The organism is Scrofimicrobium sp. R131 (assembly GCF_040256745.1).
Lineage (GTDB): Bacteria > Actinomycetota > Actinomycetes > Actinomycetales > Actinomycetaceae > Scrofimicrobium > Scrofimicrobium appendicitidis.
On the sequence record NZ_CP138335.1, the window covers coordinates 1,400,156 to 1,419,780 of the forward strand.

At 65.1% G+C, this 19,625-nt stretch carries 22 protein-coding genes and 1 tRNA gene; 12 read left to right on the plus strand and 11 right to left on the minus strand.

Going from position 1 to position 19,625, the window contains the following annotated elements; translation table 11 throughout:
• Positions 1-10: 10 nt before the first annotated feature.
• Positions 11-472 (plus strand): tRNA (cytidine(34)-2'-O)-methyltransferase, encoded by a 462-nt coding sequence (locus SAC06_RS06540; RefSeq protein ID WP_350257506.1) that lies wholly within the window; start codon positions 11-13, stop codon positions 470-472.
• Between the two features lie 7 nt (positions 473-479).
• Here SAC06_RS06540 and SAC06_RS06545 read toward each other — a convergent pair whose 3' ends face one another.
• On the minus strand, positions 480-1,001 hold the full coding sequence (locus SAC06_RS06545) for a hypothetical protein (RefSeq protein ID WP_350257507.1): 522 nt from the start codon (positions 999-1,001) through the stop codon (positions 480-482).
• Positions 1,002-1,226: 225 nt separating this feature from the next.
• Between SAC06_RS06545 and lpdA the strand changes: the two genes are divergently transcribed.
• The 7 genes from lpdA to SAC06_RS06580 all read left to right on the plus strand — a co-directional run bounded on the left by lpdA (position 1,227) and on the right by SAC06_RS06580 (position 10,553).
• Complete coding sequence (gene lpdA, locus SAC06_RS06550; protein ID WP_350257508.1) at positions 1,227-2,603, plus strand: dihydrolipoyl dehydrogenase; 1,377 nt, start codon at positions 1,227-1,229, stop codon at positions 2,601-2,603.
• A 24-nt stretch (positions 2,604-2,627) separates the two neighbouring features.
• Positions 2,628-4,403: a 2-oxoglutarate dehydrogenase, E2 component, dihydrolipoamide succinyltransferase gene (gene sucB, locus SAC06_RS06555; RefSeq protein ID WP_350257509.1), complete on the plus strand. Its 1,776-nt coding sequence runs from the start codon at positions 2,628-2,630 to the stop codon at positions 4,401-4,403.
• Positions 4,404-4,545: 142 nt separating this feature from the next.
• Positions 4,546-6,219, plus strand: coding sequence for a fumarate hydratase (locus SAC06_RS06560; RefSeq protein WP_350259165.1), 1,674 nt, complete (start codon positions 4,546-4,548; stop codon positions 6,217-6,219).
• A 79-nt stretch (positions 6,220-6,298) separates the two neighbouring features.
• Positions 6,299-6,838 (plus strand): methylated-DNA--[protein]-cysteine S-methyltransferase, encoded by a 540-nt coding sequence (locus SAC06_RS06565; RefSeq protein WP_350257510.1) that lies wholly within the window; start codon positions 6,299-6,301, stop codon positions 6,836-6,838.
• Positions 6,831-8,195 (plus strand): L-serine ammonia-lyase, encoded by a 1,365-nt coding sequence (locus SAC06_RS06570; protein WP_350257511.1) that lies wholly within the window; start codon positions 6,831-6,833, stop codon positions 8,193-8,195. Before SAC06_RS06565 ends, SAC06_RS06570 begins: the two co-directional genes overlap by 8 nt.
• A 44-nt stretch (positions 8,196-8,239) precedes the next feature.
• Entirely contained in the window at positions 8,240-9,328 is a 1,089-nt protein-coding gene (ald, locus tag SAC06_RS06575; protein WP_412766236.1) for an alanine dehydrogenase, read from the plus strand.
• A 553-nt stretch (positions 9,329-9,881) separates the two neighbouring features.
• Entirely contained in the window at positions 9,882-10,553 is a 672-nt protein-coding gene (locus tag SAC06_RS06580) for a TetR/AcrR family transcriptional regulator (RefSeq protein ID WP_350257513.1), read from the plus strand.
• Between the two features lie 79 nt (positions 10,554-10,632).
• On the opposite strand, the gene SAC06_RS06585 is transcribed toward SAC06_RS06580, so the two are convergent.
• Entirely contained in the window at positions 10,633-11,304 is a 672-nt protein-coding gene (locus SAC06_RS06585) for a MarC family protein (protein WP_350257514.1), read from the minus strand.
• A gap of 189 nt (positions 11,305-11,493) precedes the next feature.
• Between SAC06_RS06585 and SAC06_RS06590 the strand changes: the two genes are divergently transcribed.
• From SAC06_RS06590 to SAC06_RS06600, 3 genes are all read left to right on the plus strand, one after another.
• Entirely contained in the window at positions 11,494-12,312 is an 819-nt protein-coding gene (locus SAC06_RS06590) for an HAD family hydrolase (protein WP_350257515.1), read from the plus strand.
• Between the two features lie 11 nt (positions 12,313-12,323).
• The gene (locus SAC06_RS06595; RefSeq protein WP_350257516.1) at positions 12,324-12,608 is read left to right on the plus strand and encodes an antibiotic biosynthesis monooxygenase family protein; all 285 of its coding nucleotides are present in this window, start codon (positions 12,324-12,326) and stop codon (positions 12,606-12,608) included.
• A 113-nt stretch (positions 12,609-12,721) separates the two neighbouring features.
• A tRNA-Ala gene (locus SAC06_RS06600) sits at positions 12,722-12,794 on the plus strand.
• Between the two features lie 50 nt (positions 12,795-12,844).
• Here SAC06_RS06600 and SAC06_RS06605 read toward each other — a convergent pair.
• The 6 genes from SAC06_RS06605 to SAC06_RS06630 form a co-directional block, all read right to left on the minus strand.
• On the minus strand, positions 12,845-13,477 hold the full coding sequence (locus SAC06_RS06605; protein WP_350257517.1) for an N-acyl homoserine lactonase family protein: 633 nt from the start codon (positions 13,475-13,477) through the stop codon (positions 12,845-12,847).
• Between the two features lie 172 nt (positions 13,478-13,649).
• Positions 13,650-14,141: an ImmA/IrrE family metallo-endopeptidase gene (locus SAC06_RS06610; RefSeq protein WP_350257518.1), complete on the minus strand. Its 492-nt coding sequence runs from the start codon at positions 14,139-14,141 to the stop codon at positions 13,650-13,652.
• 347 nt (positions 14,142-14,488) lie between these two features.
• The gene (locus tag SAC06_RS06615; protein WP_350257519.1) at positions 14,489-15,253 is read right to left on the minus strand and encodes an ABC transporter permease; all 765 of its coding nucleotides are present in this window, start codon (positions 15,251-15,253) and stop codon (positions 14,489-14,491) included.
• Positions 15,250-16,008 carry an ABC transporter ATP-binding protein gene (locus SAC06_RS06620; protein ID WP_350257520.1) on the minus strand — a complete coding sequence of 253 codons (759 nt, stop codon included), beginning with the start codon at positions 16,006-16,008 and terminating at the stop codon, positions 15,250-15,252. Before SAC06_RS06620 ends, SAC06_RS06615 begins: the two co-directional genes overlap by 4 nt.
• Complete coding sequence (locus tag SAC06_RS06625) at positions 16,005-16,355, minus strand: DUF1048 domain-containing protein (RefSeq protein ID WP_350257521.1); 351 nt, start codon at positions 16,353-16,355, stop codon at positions 16,005-16,007. Before SAC06_RS06625 ends, SAC06_RS06620 begins: the two co-directional genes overlap by 4 nt.
• Entirely contained in the window at positions 16,348-16,683 is a 336-nt protein-coding gene (locus SAC06_RS06630; RefSeq protein WP_350257522.1) for a PadR family transcriptional regulator, read from the minus strand. Before SAC06_RS06630 ends, SAC06_RS06625 begins: the two co-directional genes overlap by 8 nt.
• A 172-nt stretch (positions 16,684-16,855) precedes the next feature.
• On the opposite strand from SAC06_RS06630, the gene SAC06_RS06635 reads away from it, so the two are divergent.
• Complete coding sequence (locus SAC06_RS06635) at positions 16,856-18,301, plus strand: family 20 glycosylhydrolase (protein WP_350257523.1); 1,446 nt, start codon at positions 16,856-16,858, stop codon at positions 18,299-18,301.
• Here the strand turns inward: SAC06_RS06635 and SAC06_RS06640 are convergent, their stop codons facing one another.
• Genes SAC06_RS06640 through rsfS form a run of 3 tightly spaced genes read right to left on the minus strand, consistent with a single transcriptional unit; the run spans position 18,302 to position 19,613 of the window.
• Positions 18,302-18,604, minus strand: a complete 303-nt coding sequence (locus SAC06_RS06640) for a branched-chain amino acid transporter permease (protein WP_350257524.1) — start codon at positions 18,602-18,604, stop codon at positions 18,302-18,304.
• The gene (locus SAC06_RS06645; RefSeq protein WP_350257525.1) at positions 18,594-19,256 is read right to left on the minus strand and encodes an AzlC family ABC transporter permease; all 663 of its coding nucleotides are present in this window, start codon (positions 19,254-19,256) and stop codon (positions 18,594-18,596) included. Before SAC06_RS06645 ends, SAC06_RS06640 begins: the two co-directional genes overlap by 11 nt.
• Positions 19,257-19,613, minus strand: a complete 357-nt coding sequence (gene rsfS / locus SAC06_RS06650) for a ribosome silencing factor (RefSeq protein WP_350257526.1) — start codon at positions 19,611-19,613, stop codon at positions 19,257-19,259.
• Positions 19,614-19,625 lie beyond the last annotated feature (12 nt).

A 19,625-nucleotide genomic window follows, 5' to 3' on the forward strand; every position in this document is an offset into this window, starting at 1 on the left:
AAATGGCGGGGTGCTACACATGGTCTTCTTCGAACCCAAAATCCCCGGCAACTCCGGCGCCGCCATCCGCTTGGCAGCCTGCACCGGAGCGATGCTGCACCTGGTTGAACCTTTGGCTTTCGACATGGATGACGCCAAGTTGCGCCGGGCCGGACTGGACTACCACGACCTGGCTCACGTCCGGGTCCACCCGAATCTGGAGGAGGCGTTGGAGCAGATTCCGGGCCGAATTTGGGCCTTCACCGGGCACGCCACTCGCTGGCACACCGAGGTGGAATATCGGGACGGGGACGGCCTCCTCTTTGGTCCCGAACCCACGGGACTGCCCGAAGAGGTGATGGCTCACCCCCGGGTCGAGGACAGAATTAGAATTCCGATGCGCGAGGGCATTCGCTCGCTAAACCTGGCTAACTCCGCCTCGATCGGCCTGTACGAGGCCTGGCGCCAACTGGGCTTTCCCGACGGGGTCTAGCCCTCGGCTAACCGTTGTGCCAAGGAAACCGTTTGGGCCGTTCAATCCCCTCGGCCAACTCGACGATTCGCCTGGGATCTGACCGCCAGAGCCAAACAAAACCAATCAGCGGCAACGCGAGCGGAACGTACCAGTAGTCGGCCCCAAACCTGGACCAGGCGGAGGTTACAGCCGCCGCGTGATCGGTGCCCAACTCGAACAGTCCGGTGATGAGCGGGCCCACCAGCGCCACCGTAGTGGCCGCCCACGCGATGTGGCGCATTTTCCGCCCGTTGTGGGTGATTCCCACCGCGATCACCAGGTAGACCAGCCCGGCCAGAACCGCGATCAAGCGCGGACCGATCGGGGCATCGGTAGCCCGGATCAGTGCCACCAGCGCGGGAACAGCAGTCAGCAGACCAAATAGCCAGAACAGGACCATCACGATCCGCCCCAGTCCCCAGGAAGGGCGACGGTCATCCCTGATGCCCCGACCCGACGTGTTTTCGCCGGGCACGCTGCGCGCAGCGGTGGAGTCATTTGCGCTCATAGTTATCCTGCCACGAAGAGATCTGTCTTCCCCCAGCGTACTGTAAGGAGCTTCTCACCAGCACTTTCAACCTGTGACCTGCCAGTCATCAGCGTTGAATTCGTGGCGCTTCTTGCATAAATAACAGTGTTTGGGCGGCCCGGACTCAAGCCAAACGTGGGACAATGTACCTAAGCCAACCATGATGGTTGACAGATTAATCGCGAAGACAAGGAAGAGGTAGGCGTGAACGATCCAGACTTCGACGTGGTGATCCTGGGTGCTGGTTCCGGAGGTTACGCTGCGGCTCTGCGCGCTGGCCAGTTGGGCCTGAAAGTAGCCCTCATCGAAGGGGATAAGGTTGGCGGCACTTGCCTGCACCGCGGCTGCATTCCCACCAAAGCTTATCTGCACGCAGCCGAGACGGCCGACACAGTTCGAGAAGCCGGCACTTTTGGGGTTGAGGCTGCCCTGCAGGGAATCAACATGACCCAGGTTGGTCAGTACCGCGACGGCGTGGTCACCAAGCTTTACAAGGGGGTGGAAGGGCTCCTGGCCTCGCGTCAGGTGGAAATCATCTCCGGCTGGGGTCGGGTCGTCTCCGCCAACACGGTCGAGGTGAACGGACGCCAGATCACGGGCAAGAACCTGATCCTCGCCACCGGCTCCTACTCTCGCACTCTGCCCGTGCTGCCCTTTGGCGGCCGGGTAATCGCCTCCGAACAGGCTCTGGCGATGGACTGGGTTCCCAACTCGGCCCTGATCTTGGGCGGCGGGGTCATCGGCGTTGAGTTCGCCTCCATCTGGCGCTCTTTCGGGGCCGAGGTGACCATCATCGAGGGCCTGCCCCACCTCGTTCCCAACGAGGACGAGTCCATCTCGAAGATTCTGGAGCGGTCCTTCCGCAAGCGCGGCATCAAGTTCCAGACCAACACCCGCTTTGCCAGCTACTCGCAGGACGAGTCCGGCGTCACCGTCACCACCGAGGACGGGAAAACCTACAGCGGCGACGTGCTGCTGGTCGCCGTCGGTCGGGGTCCGGTTACCGAGGGGCTTGGCTTTGAAGAGATCGGCGTGAAACTGGACCGCGGCTTCGTCCTCACCGACGAGCGTCTGCGCACCGGGGTTGACGGCGTCTACGCCGTCGGTGACATTGTCCCGGGTCTGCAACTGGCCCACCGCGGCTTCCTGCAGGGGATCTTCGTGGCCGAAGAGATCGCCGGCCTAAACCCCGATCCGATCGACGAGAACTCGATTCCTCGCGTCACCTTCTGCGAGCCCGAGATCGCCTCGGTGGGGCTGACCCAGCGCCAGGCCGAAGAGAAGTTCGGGGCCGACGCGGTCAAGACGGTCGAGTACAACCTGGCAGGAAACGGAAAGTCCAATATCCTGGGAACTACAGGCATCATCAAGCTGGTGCAGCAGGCTGACGGGCCGATCGTAGGCTTCCACGCCATTGGGGCCCGCATCAGCGAACAGATTGGCGAAGGGGAACTGATCGTGGGTTGGGAAGCTTACCCCGAGGATCTGGCCCGGCTGATCCATGCCCACCCGACTCAAAACGAAGCTATTGGCGAGGCAGCCATGGCCCTGGCGGGCAAGCCGCTGCACGCCCACGACTGAGACCGACCTAAGGAGTAAATACTGATGGCACAATCAATCAAAATGCCAGCACTTGGCGAGTCCGTCACCGAGGGGACCGTCACCGCTTGGCTGAAGCAGGTCGGCGACACCGTTGAGGTCGATGAACCCATCGTCGAGGTGGCGACAGATAAGGTCGACTCCGAGGTTCCCTCTCCCATTGCCGGGGTGCTGCTGGAAATCCTCGTGGACGAAGACGAGACTGTCGACGTCGGCACCGAGATCGCCCGGATTGGCGACGCTTCCGAACTTGGCGGTGGCTCGGCTCCGGCCGCTCCCGCCGCCACCCCTGAACCGGCTCCGGCCCCGGCTCAAACTCAGGCTCCTGCTCCCGCCCAGGCTTCCGCCCCGGCTCCGGCCGCTGACGGTGAGCTGACCGAGGTGAAGATGCCCGCGCTGGGCGAGTCCGTCACCGAGGGAACCGTCACCGCCTGGCTGAAGCAGGTTGGCGACCAGGTGGAAGCGGACGAGCCGCTCGTCGAGGTGGCGACCGACAAGGTCGACTCCGAGGTTCCCTCCCCCGTGGGCGGATACCTGGTTGAGATTCGGGCCCAAGAAGACGAGACGGTGGACGTTGGCAGCGTTATCGCGGTGATTTCTTCCACTGCGGGTGCCAGTGCTCCCGCTCCGGCTCCCGCCGCCCCGGCCCCGGTCTCGGCTCCTGCTCCTACTCCGGCCCCCACTCCGGCTCCGGCTGCCCCCGCTCCGGTGGCACCTCCCGCACCTCCCGCTCCCCCGGCGCCTCCCGCTCCGCCGGCGCCCCCGGCGCCCGCTCCGGCCGACCCGGTTTCCGCGATCCACCAGAAGGTGGCGTCTGCGGCCGCCTCCGGCAAGCTGGTCCAGGACGCTCCCGGCGCCCCCGCCAGCGTGGGCTACGTGACCCCGCTGGTGCGCAAGCTCGCCCGTGAACTTGGGGTCGACCTGACCCAGGTCCAGGGTTCGGGCGTGGGCGGACGCATCCGCAAGGACGACGTGCTGGCTGCGGCTCAGCGACCCGAACCGACCCCGGCTGCGCCGGCTCCGGCAGCTCAGGCCACCCCGGCTCCGACCCCGGATCCGCTCCGCGGCACGACGGAAAAGATGTCGCGCCTGCGTCAGACCATTGCCCGGCGGATGGTGGACTCGCTGCAGACCGCCGCCCAGCTCACCACCGTGGTTGAGGTCGACGTGACCAAGGTGGCCCAGCTGCGCGCCGCCAAGAAGGACGCCTTCCAGGCTCAGCACGGCTCCAAGCTGACCTTCCTGCCGTTCTTCGTCAAGGCCGCGACCGAGGCACTGCTGGCGCACCCGAAGATCAACGCGACCATCAACGGCAACGAGGTCACCTACTTCGATTACGAGAACATCGGGATCGCGGTGGATGCGCCCAAGGGGCTGATGGTGCCGGTGATCAAGAACGCCGGTGAGCTCTCCCTGGCACAGATCGCCCAGTCCATCAACTCGTTGGCAGCCAACACTCGGGAGGGCACAATCAGCCCCGACGAGCTGACCGGTTCCACCTTCACCATCACCAACACCGGTTCCGGTGGGGCCCTGTTCGACACCCCCGTGCTGAACATGCCCGAGGTAGCCATCCTGGGGGTTGGCACCATCGTGAAGCGCCCGGTCGTGGTGAAGGATGCGGACGGAGCCGAAGCGATCGCCATTCACTCGATGGTGTACCTGGCCCTGTCCTACGATCACCGACTGGTGGACGGCGCCGACGCGGCCCGCTACCTGCAGGCGGTCAAGCGTCGGCTGGAAGAAGGCAACTTCGAAGCGGACCTGGGCTTGGATAGCTAAGTCCCCCTCGCGAACAAGCGGGCAGTCTCTCTCGGGAGGCTGCCCGCTTTTCGTCGTGGCGGCGGGACCTAATGCCGCCATCTTGGCGTATTTCTGCCAGTATCCTGGGACGCGGTACAACCCTTGTGTGAACGGAGCTATCGTGACCGACTTCTTCTACGAAGATCTTCTGCCCACCGGACAGGACCCGACCGAGTATCGGCTGTTGACCACGGAGGGAGTGGAAACGGTGACCGGCCCGGACGGCGCCCAGTTCCTCAAGGTGTCACCCGAGGCGCTGGCCCTGCTTTCCGAGACGGCCTATCACGATATTTCCTTCTACCTGCGGACCGCCCACCTCGAACAGGTCCGAAAGATTATTGACGACCCCGAGGCTTCCGCCAACGACCGGTTCGTGGCGCTTGACCTGCTGCGAAACGCCAACGTGGCCGCGGCCGGCGTGCTGCCGATGTGCCAGGACACCGGAACGGCCATCATCTCGGCCGAACGCGGACAGCGGGTACTGTCGGCGGGACCAGACGAGAAGCCGCTGGCGCGCGGTGTCTTTGAGGCCTACACGAAGCTGAACCTGCGCTACTCGCAAAATGCTCCCCTCAGCATGTACGAGGAAGTCAACACCGGCTGCAACCTGCCGGCTCAAATTGAGCTGCACGCGGACACCCACCCGGGCCATGAGAACGAGTACCGGTTCCTGTTCATGGCCAAGGGCGGCGGCTCAGCCAACAAGTCCTACCTGTACCAGATGACGAAGGCGATCCTGGATCCGGAACACATGATGCAGTTCCTGGAAGAGAAGATCCGTTCCCTCGGCACCGCGGCCTGTCCCCCCTATCACCTGGCCATTGTCGTCGGTGGCACCTCCGCGGAATATGCGCTCCGCACCGCCAAGTACGCTTCGGCCCACTACCTGGACGAGTTGCCCACCAGCGGGGACCGGACCGGACACGGGTTCCGGGACGTGGAGATGGAACAGGAGGTCCACCGCCTGACCCAGCAGATGGGAATCGGGGCCCAGTTCGGCGGCAAATATTTCTGCCACGACGTCCGGGTCATTCGCCTGCCACGCCACGGCGCCTCCCTGCCGGTGGCGATCGCGGTTTCCTGCTCCGCGGACCGCCAGGCCAAGGGGAAGATCACCCCGGACGGGGTGTTCCTGGAGCGCCTCGACACCGATCCGGGCCGGTTCCTGCCGGCCACCACGGATGCGGAGATCGGCCACAGCGAAGCGGACGAGGCGGTTCAGATTGACCTGAACCGTCCCATGCCGGAGGTGCTGTCTGAGCTCTCCAAGCATCCGGTGAAGACCCGCCTCTCCCTCAACGGCACCATGGTGGTGGCCCGCGACATCGCGCACGCCAAAATCCGCGAGCGCCTGGAGGCCGGCGAACCCATGCCCCAGTACCTGCGGGACCATCCGGTTTACTATGCCGGTCCGGCCAAGACCCCGGCCGGCATGCCCTCGGGTTCCTTCGGTCCGACCACGGCCGGGCGGATGGATGACTACGTCGACCAGTTCCAGGCGGCCGGCGGCTCGATGATCATGGTGGCGAAGGGGAACCGCTCCCAGGCCGTGACCGACGCCTGTCGGCAGCACGGGGGCTTCTACCTGGGCTCGATTGGCGGCCCGGCCGCAGAGTTGGCTGCCAACTGCATTAAGTCTGTCGAGTTGCTGGAATACCCGGAATTGGGCATGGAGGCGGTCTGGAAGATTGAGGTGGAGGATTTCCCCGCCTTCATCGTGGTGGACGACAAGGGCCACGACTTCTTTGCCGGGATGCAGGAAGTGACTCTCACCATTGGTCGGCGCCCAGAATAGGGCGGGCCAACGGGTATCCCGTTTTCTTCCGATCGGCTAGGTTAGAAGAATCGATTTGCCGAGGTGAAAAGGGGACACGATGAGCACTGCGAGTGCCGCTCACCTGTCTGGGGCGCAGCTCAGTTTCAGCATTGTGCAGACGCCGATTGGGCGCCTGCTGCTGGCCAGCGGCCCCCGCGGCCTGGTTCGAATTGCCTTTGAGAATGAGGATTTTGGCCGGATCCTGTCGGAGTTGGAGGCGGTCACCGGACTGGCCCCGATCGGGGACGAGGCGGCGCTGGCCCCAGCTGAGCGGGAGTTGGCCGAGTACTTTGCCGGTAGCAGGCGCGAGTTCAGCGTAGACCTGGACCTGGGGCTCACCTCGGGCTTCCGGCGGACCGTGGTCGAGGAGATGGGGAAGATTCCCTACGGCCAGACCAGCACCTACGGCGAGTTGGCGGCCCGAGCCGGTAGCCCCCTGGCCGCCCGGGCGGTCGGGTCGGCCTGCGCCACCAACCCGCTCCCAATCATCTACCCCTGCCACCGGGTGGTCCGCCAGGGTGGGGGCCCGGGAGGGTACCTGGGTGGACGCGAAGTGAAGGAGTACCTTTTGCAGATGGAGCGCCAGAACCGTGCTTAGTCGTCCTCACCACAGCGGCGGCGTCTACGTGTCGGCCCTGGAGCTGTTCTCCATTGGAGTGGGACCCTCCAGTTCTCACACGGTCGGACCCATGCGGGCCGCGCAGGAGTTCCGCCACCTGCTGGAACGCCAGGGAATCCTGTCAGCTGCCGTCACCGTCCAGAGTCGGCTCCACGGGTCCCTGGCCGCGACCGGGCTGGGTCACGGCACCCCCGACGCGGTCCTGGCCGGGCTGCGCGGCGCCGATCCCGCCTCGGTCGATCCCGCTGAGGTTCACGGCTGGTGGCAACGCCTGGTCCAAGGCGAGACCCTTCCTTTTGGGCGCGGCCACCTCGACGCCAACTCAATTACTTTCGAGCCCCACAACCGCGATTTTGGCCACCCAAACGCGATGACCCTGACCGCGCTGGGGTCGGATGGGGAGCCGCTGGCCAGCGAGACCTACCTGTCGGTCGGGGGCGGGTTCATCCGCCGCGTGGGGGCGCCCGAAACCGGAGCCAGCCACCGTGTTCCACTTTCCACCTACACCTCCACTGCCGAGCTGATGGAGAGCCTCCGCGGGCGGAGTCTGGCCGAAATCGCCTGGGAGGACGAGGTCCATTTTCACGGGGCCGAAGCTGCCCGGGCGGGGCTGGACCAAATTTGGACGGTGATGTCAGAGTGTCTGTCCCGGGGTTTGGAGGCGCGCGGCACCCTTCCCGGGGGTCTGCGGGTCCCCCGCCGGGCCGCCGGAGCCTACGAGCAGCTGGTCCGCTCGGGGCGGACCCACCTGGTCGAGGAGGTGCTCCCGATCTATGCCCTGGCGATCAGCGAAGAGAACGCTGGGGGTGGACGGGTGGTGACCGCCCCCACCAACGGGGCCGCCGGCGTCATCCCGGCCGTGCTCGCCTACACCAACGACCACGAGCCCCTGAGCTCACAGTCACTGCGACTGTTCCTCTTGACCGCCACCGTGATCGGCTCCCTGATCAAGGCCAACGCCTCCATTTCGGGGGCCGAGGCGGGCTGCCAGGCCGAGGTCGGGTCCGCCTGCGCGATGGCTGCGGCCGGCTTGACCGCGGTGCGGGGAGGGACCCCTGCCCAGGTGGAGAACGCGGCCGAGATCGCGATTGAACACCACCTGGGATTGACCTGCGACCCGGTGGGCGGGCTGGTGCAGATCCCCTGCATCGAACGAAATGCCGTGGCTGCCTCCACAGCGCTGACCGCCTCCCGACTGGCTCTGCTCGGGGACGGCACCCACATCGTGGGCTTGGACACGGCGATTGAGACCATGCGGCAAACCGGTTTGGATATGTCGCACCACTACAAGGAAACCAGCACCGCCGGCCTCGCGGTCAACGTAGTCGAGTGCTGACCACAGCGGTCGAGGGGACACCCACCGACCAGAAGGAGAATGAAATGCGGATCGGGATCCCAACTGAGGTGAAGAACAACGAGTACCGGGTGGCAGCTACCCCCGCCGGCGTGGCTGAGCTGACTGCCCACGGTCACCAGGTGTTCATCCAGGCCGGAGCGGGACTGGGCAGCGCTTTCACCGATGCGGACTACCGGGCAGCCGGAGCCAACATCGTAGCCGATGCCCAGGCAGCCTGGTCCTGCGATCTGGTCCTGAAAGTCAAGGAGCCCACCCCGGAAGAATACGGTTTCCTCCGCCCGGACCTCACCCTGTTCACCTACCTGCACCTGGCCGCCAACCCAGCTTTGACCGAAGCCCTGCTCGCCTCCGGCTGCACTGCAATCGCCTACGAAACCGTCCAGCTCGCCTCGGGCGTCCTTCCCCTCCTCACCCCCATGTCCGAGGTGGCCGGCTGCCTGGCCGCCCAGATCGGTGCCACCCAGCTCCAGCGACGAAACGGCGGCCGGGGGCTGCTGCTGGGTGGGGTTCCCGGCACTCCCAAGGGGAAATTTGTCGTGGTCGGCGGTGGAACGGCCGGTGAGAACGCCGCCAAGATCGCCCTCGGGATGGGGGCAAACGTGACCATCTTGGACATCAGCCTGCCGCGCCTGCAGCAGTTGGAAGCGCGCTTCGCCGGGCGGGTAGAGACCCTGCGTTCCTCTCCCTACACGATTGCCGAGCAGGTAGCCCAGGCGGACGTGGTGGTCGGGGCCGTCCTGATTCCAGGGGCCAGCGCCCCCAAGCTGGTGACCAACGAGATGGTCAGGGCGATGAAGCCCGGATCGGTCCTGGTTGACATTGCCATTGACCAGGGCGGATGCTTCGAGGATTCCCACCCAACCACCCACGACGACCCCACCTACCGGGTTCACGAGTCGATCTTCTACTGCGTCTCCAACATGCCCGGGTCGGTGCCGAACACTTCCACGATTGCGCTCACCAACGCCACTTTGCCCTATGCGGAGGCGCTGGCGGATCTGGGACCGGCACGCGCTCTGGCGCACGATCCCGCCCTTGCCCTCGGACTGAACATTCAGGGCGGGCAGATCGTCAACGAAGCGGTGGCCGAGGCCTACGCCGCCACCCGCTAGATTTCTCTCCCGGAGCCTGCCACCCGAGATCACCGGGGGCAGGCTCCTTTTTAACCACTCACTCCACTGACACAAATAGATCGATAGAAGGCAATTTAGTTGTCCACAATTTATCTGCGTTCCAATTGTCCAGGACAATTCGATCGAATACCGTCCAGACCGGCTACCTGCCCTATCTACGGCCATCGGCTACCGGCTCCAGCGGGCGCAAGAGTATAGCACCAGGGCGCCACTTAAGCCCAAGCTGGGCCCTGAAACCGGGCTGGACCAGAGGGTTTCGCCACCGCGGCCAGGGTCCGCTGTCGGCTCGCCGCCTCCGGAGCCGACTTTCATCTCTGCGCATAATGGTGCCGATTCGGGACCTCTGTCCAACAACTGTTTGATACGATCGTCAGTAGGAGTTGCGTAGTCTACCAACCAGAGGCGGCCTGGGCTACTCCAAAAGTTCTCGGCCTTGGAAGGCGCAGGTGAGACCGGGTTAGGAGATTTGTCACCGAGCGCCAAAGCGAACACGTAACCGTTTATTAACCTACCGTCAGTAAAATTTGAGATTATGAGTGAGCTACCAGCAAGTACAGAAACCCGCAATCGACTTCTTACCGCCGCCGCCATGGAGATCCTAGACGTTGGATATGCTGGTGCTTCCCTGGCCAAGATCGCCGCCCGCATTGGGCACACGAAAGGCTCGTTGGGGTACCACTTCCCGACCAAAGAGACGATTCTTGACGCCCTCCTGGAGCGGTGCGAGGAAACGGATCAGCGGGCCGCCGAGCGGGCCGAAACCGCGTTCCCGGACAGCCCCATGCGCCAGCTGCTGGCCTTCATTGCCAGCTACTCGTTCATTTCCAGCATCGATCCGGCTACCGCAGCCGCCTCGCTCCTAGCCCACGATCCCTCCGTGCCCTACAGCTACGGACGATCCACCCACCTGCTCTGGCAGCAGCGGCTGGAAGGCTACCTCGATGCCGCCCAGCAGCAGGAAGGCTACCAGTTCACCGTCTCAACCAAGGTGGCCGCGCAGCGGATCCTGGTCGCGGTCACCGGCTTCGCCGTCACCGCCCGGTTCTACGACGACGATGAGCCACGGCCCCGCCTCAGCCACCTGAAGCCGTGTTTGGCTGCCCTCCCGGTGCCGGATGTGGACAGTGTGATTGCCGACGTGAAGGCTGCCGACTTCTTCTTCCAGGTGGACCCCTCGGGCGAAACCATCCCGCTGTCAGAGTAGGCCCCGCTGTCAGAGTGGGATGGGCCGGCCAACTGGACGGCTTGGCCCATCAGCCCGGCTGACCCGGTGGTCGGCCGGGCTAAATCACGCCCATTTCTTTGGAGTGGGCAATGAACTGGAACAGACCGTTCATCATCATCTGAGTGGCGATGGCAGCCAGCAGCAAACCGGCCACCTTTGTCAGAATCATGATGCCGCCCTCCCCCAGGAGCCGTGACAGCGTCAGGGAGAAGCGCATGGTCAGCCAAATGACCAGGTGCATCAGGATCACGGCCGCCAGGACGGCAGTCCAACCCGGAATCGTGTTGGAGCCCTGTTCCACCGAGATCATCACGGCAACGATTGCGCCGGGGCCGGCCAGCAGCGGGGTCCCCAGTGGAACCAGCGCCGCATTGACCCGGTGACTGCCACCGTCCGCTCCCGCGTCGGCCGGTTCTCCGTGCCCCTCATACTCGTTGGACATCAGCAACTGAATAGCCACGATGAACAGCAGAACCCCGCCGGAAAGCTGCAGCGATTCCATCGAAATCTGCAAGAACTGCAGGATGTAGCGCCCCAAGACGGCGAACAGCACGATCACGCCAAAACTGGTGGCGGTGGCCAACACGGCTGCCCGCTGCTTCTGGCGGGTGGAATAGCGAGAGGTTAACGCCAGAAACACCGGGATCGTCCCGGGCGGGTCCATGATGACAAACAGGGTAGTAAACGTGGTCGCCAGCAGCGTCACGTTCACAAAACTACTGATCTCCACCCGCGCTCCAATTTCCACTTGTACGGCCGGTAGGCCTGAAAAACCCCGGCGAAATGGATGGCTACACCGGGGTACCTTTGGAAAGTACCGCACCTGCGCAAAGGTGTCAAAGGCACAGACACCACGCTCCCGGTGGGGCCGCCCACAGCCAACCCGGAAGCGCCCAACTGATTGTGGGACAATGAGCCCATGCGCAAATTGGTCTTCATCGATATCGACGGCACCATCCTGGATCACCAGCACCAAGTTCCCCAGTCCGCTCGGACCGCTTTGGCTCAGGTTAAGCAGGCCGGTCACCGACTGTTTTTCTGCACCGGCCGAAACAACCCGGAGGTGTTCCCCTCCCTGTGGGAACTCGGGTTCGAGGGAATCGTCGGCGCCAACGGGACCTATGCTGACCTGGATGGAACTCGCCTGTTTGACTATCGGATCGACCGGCCCGAGCTCGAAAGCGCCACCGCTTGGTTCGATCAGCGCCACCTACCGTGGATCTGGCAAACCCCGGATCACCTGTACTCTGCTCCGACCTTCTGGGACGCCTTCACCAACATGGGGCAGACTCCGCAACCGTCGCGGGTTGAGTTTGTGGAGCAGGTCCTCCCCCGGGTGCGTGAGGGCATTCCCGAGGCGGCTTCCAAAGCCGTCGTGATCATTCCGGCCGGCTCCTCCACCTCGTTTACCGAGTTCCAGCACGAGTTTGGCGGCCGGTTCGACATTGAGCCGGGCTCGATGGACGACACCTTCGGCCAGAGCGTGGAAATGGTCCAGCCGGGGATGAGCAAAGGCAACGGGCTGCGCCAAGTCGCAGCTCACCTCGGATTCTCCCTGGCCGATACGGTCGGGATCGGGGATTCGCACAACGACCTCGAGATGATGACCGTGGCCGGTCTGAGTATCGCGATGGGCAACGCGGTGCCCGAGGTGGCCGAGCGGGCCGACTGGATCAGCCAGTCGGTCGATGAAGACGGGTTGGCCATTGCCCTGCGCCACGCCCAACTGATCGGTTAGGAGCCAGCCTGATGAGCGCAGTTAACCTGATTGCCCGGATCCCCTGCCCGGTCGAAAACCTTACCGCCGTCCAGCAACTTCTGGAGGAGTACGGCGCTCACGTCCGGACCATGGATGGAGCTGAGCGGTTCGAGGTGTACCGGGCCCAGGACGACGACTTCGTCCGCGTCCTGGAGCGGTACCGCGACCAGCAGGCTTTCGCCGAGCACATGGCGGACCCCGCCAACAAGGTTCTGAACGATCGCCTGGGCGAGCTGACGCCAACCGGTTCCGCCCTCACCTTTTTGCGGGCCTAACCTCCAACGACCGGGACGCGAAGGGGTGGCGGGGATTACATCCGGCCCATTTGGACCTGGCCGAGAGAACCAGGTATAGTTTCTAATCGTTGCAGGACAGCAACGAAGCCTTCGGGGCTATGGCGCAGTTGGTAGCGCGCTTCCATGGCATGGAAGAGGTCAGGGGTTCGAATCCCCTTAGCTCCACAATTATTAGGTCGCTCTGGAAACAGGGCGGCCTTTTTGTTTGCCCGTCTCTAGTTCAAATCCGCTGGCCGCCAGGGCTCAGTCTGGTGCGCGAGCCACACCTGAACCGGGTCCAGGCTTCGAACCAGGCGCTGCCCGGGCGTCTCCGGCTGATCAAGCTGGCCGGACCAGATCGCCGTGTCCCCCACAATCACCACTGTCCCCGCTTCCGTGGCAACCTCAACGATTTGCGATCCTGGTGTGTGGCCCGGCGCTGGCAGGAGACGCACCCCCGGAATTATCTCCATCGGCCCCCTCAGCGGCCGGTAGTCGAGCGACACTCCCGGCGGATCCACCCACTCGGGAATCGTGTAGTCAGCCTGCGTGCGGGCGTCGGCCAGTTCGCGCTGCTGCACGTAGATGGGCCGGCCGGGAAACATCCAGTTTCCACCGCAGTGATCAAAGTGCAGGTGGGTATTGACCACCGCCGTCACGCTATCCAGGTCCAGGCCCCACTCGGCCACGGGGACCAGGCTGGGTGCCAGGTCTGCCGCTTCCGGCGTCTCGCAAGTCAATCCGGTGTCGACCAGGATCCTCGCCTCCGGGTGGTCCACCAGGTACAGGTGGATCGGTAGCTCAACCGCGGCCAACTGGCCCACTCGGAGCTGGGTAACGGTAATGGCTGATGGCAGGTCAACGCTCATCGGGACCTCTGCTTTCCGGTTCAGTCTGAGACCTGGTCGAGATGAGTAGGTACCCGAAGCTTAGCTTCGATCAGCCGTTTTGGCGCGAGGAGCGAGCCGCCCCTCACCGTGACGTCGGTTGCGAGCGGGCCAAATCATCCCCGCAGACCTGGAACCTCAGGCAGTGCCCGGTTCAGTCAATGCCTAACCGCTCGGCCAGCGTGCACAACACCCGGGGCTCCTTGATCCCCAGCAGTTCTATCGCCTCGGACTCGCTCGCGATTCCCTGGCGCCAACCGGCCAGCAGTGCTCGAGTGAAGCGCCCACCGGCTCGCAGCTCCACGTGCCGATGGAAGCCACGCTCCGCGTTGGGGTCCCCCAAAAACACTTGCGGCACCGGCCGGTCTTGTTCCTCCGCCGAGGCGCGTGGAGCCAACACCTCGGCCGCCACCTCGTCCGCCCACCGGTCCGGCTCTTCCCGCGATTCCACTGCGGGGGCGCAGAGCGCGCTTTGGCCCAGCCACAGGTGCGCCAGGGCGTGCACCAGGGTGAAGATTTGCCGGTCGGGCCGGTCGCGGGAGTTCAGAAACAGGACCGGAGCGACGGGATCGAACAGAGCAATGGATTTGAATTCGGCGGGATTCAACGAACGGCGTGAGTTAGACCCGTAGATGTCCGAGACCATTACCAGCGTTCCGCACTGCTCGAGCTGGCCCACCAGCCCGAGGCCGGTCACCCGGGTTCGGGCGCCGATCTGGGACGGCCAGCTCGCGGGCCGGCCGGCGAGGGAACTCCTCGTGGGGAATGTTCGTGTCCGCGGAGAACCTGACCAGTTGACGCGCGGTCGGTTGTCGGCTTCACTCCACCCACCGGTCAAATGACGGGGCCCTCTGCTTGATTTCGGCCTCGCTCCACCCAGCTTGCTGGACCGCCCAGGTCAGTGCCCTGGGTTCGACGCGGATCCGGAACCGGGCCACGATCCGCCCCCCTCCGACGCACGGGCTGAGTTTCCCTCATCCTAATAAGGCCCGGCTAGTGGAGCCGTCGCCGGTACCGAACCACCGCCCAGGTCTGAGCCACCACCAGGATCCCCGCGCACCAGGCCAGGGAAACCCACAGGTCCGACCCGGCCCCCTCCCCCGCCCAGAGCTGGCGCAACGCGTCGACCAGTGCCGTCACCGGTTGGTGCTCGGCGAACCACCGCAGCGGTCCGGGCATGGTGTCGGTGGGAACGAAGGCGGAGCTGACAAAGGGGAGGAACAGAATGGGATAGGAGAACGCGCTGGCGCTCTCCACGGTTTTGGCCCCAAGCCCGGCCAGAATCGCCACCCAGGTGAGGGCCAGGACCAGCGCCGCCAGCAGGCCGAGCGCCGCCAACCACGATCCGACTCCGGCTGGACTGCGAAAGCCGAGCCCAACTGCAATCAGCAAGACCAGCCCCACCGGTACCAGGGTCCCCACCAGCGAGGTGAGCGCGTGCGCCCACAGCGGGGCGGCCCGGGAGATCGGCAGGGAGGCGAAGCGTTCAGCCAGGCCACCCTGCAGGTCGGAGAAAAGCCTGACCGACGTGTAGACGATGCCGGACCCGACTGTGAACAGCAAAATGCCGGGCAGCATGTACTCCAGGTAGGAGGCGGTGGGCAGGCTGGGCGCCAGCGCCCCACCAAAAACGTAGATGAACATGAGCATCAGGGCCACCGGAATCAGGGCGCTGGTGATGATCGTGTCCGGACTCCGGGTCAGGTGCCGCAGGGTCCGGCGGGTCAGGATGGCTGTTTCGCGGAGCGTGGCGGTCATCGGGCGTTTCCTCCTTGGCTCCCCGTCAGGGCGAGGAACACTTCTTCCAAGCTGGGCTGACGCTCCACGTATTCGACGGTCGTGGGCGGCAGCAGGTCTTTGAGTTCGGCCAGGGTGCCGCTCACCAGAATCCGCCCCTCGTGCAAGATGGCGATCTGGTCGGCCAACTGCTCCGCCTCCTCCAAGTACTGGGTGGTCAGCACAACCGTGGTTCCGCCCCCCACCAGGTCCCTGATCACCTGCCACACGTCGCGGCGGGCCTCCGGGTCCAGGCCGGTGGTGGGCTCGTCCAGGACCACCACCTCGGGCTGCCCGATCAGGCTCATTGCCAGGTCCAGCCGGCGCCGCATCCCACCCGAGTAGGTGCGAACGGGCCGATCCCCCGCTTCGACGAGGCGGAACTGGGACAGCGCCCGGTCGGCCACCTCACGCGGGCGGGGCACCTGCCGCAGGCGCGCCACCAACTCCAGGTTTTCCCGCCCGGTGAGCACCTCGTCGACGGCGGCAAACTGGCCGGTCAGGCTGATCGCCTGCCGAACCCGGTCCGGCTGGGTGGTCACGTCGAAGCCGGCCACCTGCACCTGCCCGCGGTCGGGCGGAAGCAGGGTGGCCAGGATCCGAACCAGGGTTGTCTTCCCGGCCCCATTCGAACCCAGGAGGGCAAAAATCTGTCCCGACGGGACCGTGAGGTCGACGCCGCGAAGGACATGGACCGAGCCGAAGGATTTCTCCACCCCGCGTACCACCACGCTCACTGGAGTTGCTCCTCCACGGCATCGCGGAGCCGCTGGCGCTCTTTCGCCAGCCAAGAGCCCTGCCCGTAGTTGTCCTTGAATGTCTCGACAAACTCGACCGGGTCGTCGCCCACAACCTCGCGTAGATGGGTCTGGTCGGCCACTGCCTGCTCAAACAGGTCAGCCAGATCGGTCAGCATCTGCATCATCGGTTCGGTGTCGGTGGGGCCGGTGTGCAGCAGGTAGCGTTCAATCGCGCTGGCCGCCTTTCGATAGGGGCCCGGCAGCGCCTCCACCCGCTGACGGTAGGCACGCCATTGGCGTTTGCCCTCCCAACTGCCGGTGATGAACTCAAGTGGGTTAGTCATGGTTTTCTCCTATTCGAAGCTGTTCTATCCGGGCGGACAGGAAAGTCCAGGTGTCCCAGAAGTCCGCCAGCTGGCTGCGTCCAGCCGGATTCAAGGTGTAGACCTTTCGCGGTGGCCCCTTTTCGGAGGGAACTTTGTCCACGTCCACCAGGCCCCGCTGCTCAATGCGGACCAGGAGCGCGTAGATGGTTCCCTCAGCCAGGTCGGTGAAGCCGCGTTCACGCAGGGAAGCTGTGATCTCGTAGCCGTAGGCAGGTCGCTGGGACAGAAGGGAGAGGACAATGCCTTCCAGTGTTCCCTTGAGCATCTCGGTCAGCTGTTTGTTCATCAATCCCCCAGTACTAAGCATCACTACCTACCAGTAGATAGTAACGTTAAGTACCGAGCTCTGCAAGGGTGCAGCCCGATCCCTGACCCGATCCCCGGCCCGGCAGCCTGCGCCCGTCCCGCCAGCGGCTTAAGATGGACAGGATCCCAATTCCCAAGCCCAGTGAGGAACCATGTCCCCCCTCCCCCTCCTCCCCCAACCACAAAGTGTGCTCACCGATCCCGAGGTGACCTTCCCCCTCGACCAACCCCTGCGCCTGGAAGTGGATGAGTCGCTTCGACTCGTGGTGGAGGTGCCCCTCGCCGAGTTCCTCACCGCCAGCGGCGCCGAGCTCACCCCGGACGCGTCCCGGACAATCGCGCTCCAAATTGAGCCGGACGGTTGGGAAAACCCCAGTCCGGAGGCCTACCGAATCCGGGTCGAGGCGGAGCGGGTCCAGCTCAGCGCCCCCACCGACCTGGGGATCATCCGAGCCCTCGCCACCCTGGTTCAACTGGTCGAGGACGGTCACCTGCCGGGCGTGGAGATTGATGATGCCCCGCGGTTCACCTGGCGCGGCCTGACCCTGGACGTGGCCCGCAGCTTCTTCCCTCCCAATGAGGTCAAACAGGTGATTGACCTGCTGGCGCGCTACAAGTTCAACCGCCTGCACCTGCACCTGTCCGACGATCAGGGGTGGCGACTGGAGGTCCCCTCCCACCCGGAGCTGACCGAGATCTCCGGCCCGACCGCCATCGCCGGAGGGCGCGGCGGCTTCTACACCCAGGCGGAGTTTGCCGATCTGGTCGGCTACGCGGAGGCGCGCGGAATCGACGTGATCCCCGAACTGGACGTTCCCGGCCACACCAACGCCGCCACCCACGCCTGCCCGGAGCTGAACCCTGACGGTCAGCCAACCGACGCCTACGACGGGATGCAGGTGGGGTTCTCGCGCCTCCACGCGGCCCTGCCCGCCACCCGAGAGTTCCTGCAGTCAGTCTTTGCCGACGCGGCCGAGCAAACCGAGAGCGCCTACCTGCACCTGGGTGGGGATGAGGCCCTGGCCCTGGAGTCGGACGAGTACGTCCAGCTGGTGGGCGAGGCGGTTCACGCGGTGCTGGCGACCGGGAAGGAGATTGTTGGCTGGCAGGAGATTGCCCAGGCCGCCCTTCCGCCCGGCTCGGTGGTGCAGTTCTGGGATGGGCGCTCCGGGACCGAGGCGGTGGTTCAGGCAGCCCAGCGCGGAGCCCTGGTCGTCATGTCCCCGGCCGAGCACACCTACCTGGACCTGAAATACGATCAGTCGACCGAACTGGGCCAGGATTGGGCCGGGTACGTCGAACTGTCCGACTCGTACCGGTGGGAGCCGACCCGGGTGATTGAGGGACTGGACCCCCGGGCGGTGGTCGGGGTTGAGGCCGCCATCTGGACCGAAACCATCCACTCGCTGGAGGACCTGATGGTGATGCTGCTTCCGCGCCTGGCCGCCGTAGCCGAGGTGGCCTGGACCGAGGAGCTCAACTGGGAGTCCTTCACCCGCCGGGTGGCGGCGCAGACTTCCTGGTGGAAGGGTCGTCAGTGGCCTTACCACCGCTCCGCCGGGGTCAGCTGGCCCACCCCGCAGGCCGAGCTGGGCTGATCAGAGCAGCAGCAGGTAGATCGCGGTGCCGCCCACGATGCTCAGCAGGACTGAGCGGCGCCACAGGTGCAGTCCGACGGTGACCGCCAGGGCGGCCGCGGTGGCCAGCCCGGTCTCCCACCGCACCCCCTGCAGCAGGTAGACCACCAGGATCAGCAGGACTCCGAGCGGCATCTGCCGGCTCAGGTGCTGGACCAGGGGGTGGTGGCGCACGCGTCCAATAAACGCGAAGGGTGCGGCCCGCAGGAACCAGGTCAGTCCCCCGGCCACCAGGACGGAAACGAGGATTTGCTCAGGCGGCACGGCGGGCCCCCAGCAGTGATAGAAGCGCGAAGGTGCCGTAGGCGACCAGCAGCATCTGCTCGGGCACCAGCAGGGCGGCCACCACGGCCGATCCGATGGCTGTCACCACCACCCGGGGGCTCGGGGCCGCCCGGTAGGCGTCCAGGGCCAGGACCACGAACAGGGCCGTGAGGGCGAACTCAAGTCCCGAGACGGCCGCCAGCGGCAAAGCCGTTCCCAGCAGTGCCCCGGCGGTGGCTCCCCCCACCCAGAAACACTGGAGCAGTGCCTGCAGGGCCAGGATCCGTCCGCTGGACCAGGTGTTTGCCTCCGGAGTTGCCGTCAGCGCGTAGGCCTCGTCGGTCAGGGCGAAGGTGGCGTAGGGGCGGGCCAGCGGGTGGACCCGGTGCAGCGGAAACGAAAGCGCGTAAAACACGTGCCGCGAGTTGACGACCAGGGTGGTAATCACAATTTGTCCGAGGGGAACGGCCGCCGCCACCATCGTGGCCAGGAGGAACTCCAGCGATCCGGCGTACACCACGGCGCTGAACACCGGGGCCCACCACCAGGCCAACCCCAGGTTCACTACGAGCAGGCCAAAAGCCATCCCCAGCGGCACCATCCCCAGCGCAACCGGGGCTGCCCGCGTGAGTCCGAGGCGAACCTCGCTCATTTAGGCGGTGACGAGGCGCGGACTCTTATCCCACAGCTTGTCGAGGGCGTAGAAGTCCCGCTCTTCGGGCTGCAGCACGTGGACGACCAGGTCCCCGTAGTCCACCACCACCCAGCCTGAGCCCAGTTCACCCTCGGTGGCCACCGGCAACTGGCCGGTCGCCTTCTTGATCTCCGTGGTGATTTCCTCCGCAATCGAGCGGGAGTGGCGCGGATTGTCCGCGGTGACGAGGAAAAAGATGTCGGCCAGGTAGAGTTGCTCACTGACGTCCAGGGCCAGCGGGTCCAGCCCCAGCGCGTCGTCAGCGGCCTTGGCTGCGATTTCCAGCAGCTCCAAGGCGTGGTTTGTGCAGGTCATAGATCCTTCCAA

Coding starts and splice junctions, on each gene's coding strand:
- SAC06_RS06615 (WP_350257519.1), bottom strand. CDS start 15,253: ATGACCGCCACGCTCCGCGAAACAGCCATCCTGACCCGCCGGACCCTG.
- SAC06_RS06580 (WP_350257513.1), top strand. CDS start 9,882: ATGAGTGAGCTACCAGCAAGTACAGAAACCCGCAATCGACTTCTTACC.
- SAC06_RS06635 (WP_350257523.1), top strand. CDS start 16,856: ATGTCCCCCCTCCCCCTCCTCCCCCAACCACAAAGTGTGCTCACCGAT.
- SAC06_RS06590 (WP_350257515.1), top strand. CDS start 11,494: ATGCGCAAATTGGTCTTCATCGATATCGACGGCACCATCCTGGATCAC.
- SAC06_RS06610 (WP_350257518.1), bottom strand. CDS start 14,141: ATGGTCTCGGACATCTACGGGTCTAACTCACGCCGTTCGTTGAATCCC.
- SAC06_RS06595 (WP_350257516.1), top strand. CDS start 12,324: ATGAGCGCAGTTAACCTGATTGCCCGGATCCCCTGCCCGGTCGAAAAC.
- rsfS (WP_350257526.1), bottom strand. CDS start 19,613: ATGACCTGCACAAACCACGCCTTGGAGCTGCTGGAAATCGCAGCCAAG.
- SAC06_RS06625 (WP_350257521.1), bottom strand. CDS start 16,355: ATGACTAACCCACTTGAGTTCATCACCGGCAGTTGGGAGGGCAAACGC.
- SAC06_RS06605 (WP_350257517.1), bottom strand. CDS start 13,477: ATGAGCGTTGACCTGCCATCAGCCATTACCGTTACCCAGCTCCGAGTG.
- sucB (WP_350257509.1), top strand. CDS start 2,628: ATGGCACAATCAATCAAAATGCCAGCACTTGGCGAGTCCGTCACCGAG.
- SAC06_RS06565 (WP_350257510.1), top strand. CDS start 6,299: ATGAGCACTGCGAGTGCCGCTCACCTGTCTGGGGCGCAGCTCAGTTTC.
- SAC06_RS06545 (WP_350257507.1), bottom strand. CDS start 1,001: ATGAGCGCAAATGACTCCACCGCTGCGCGCAGCGTGCCCGGCGAAAAC.
- ald (WP_412766236.1), top strand. CDS start 8,240: ATGCGGATCGGGATCCCAACTGAGGTGAAGAACAACGAGTACCGGGTG.
- SAC06_RS06645 (WP_350257525.1), bottom strand. CDS start 19,256: ATGAGCGAGGTTCGCCTCGGACTCACGCGGGCAGCCCCGGTTGCGCTG.
- SAC06_RS06630 (WP_350257522.1), bottom strand. CDS start 16,683: ATGAACAAACAGCTGACCGAGATGCTCAAGGGAACACTGGAAGGCATT.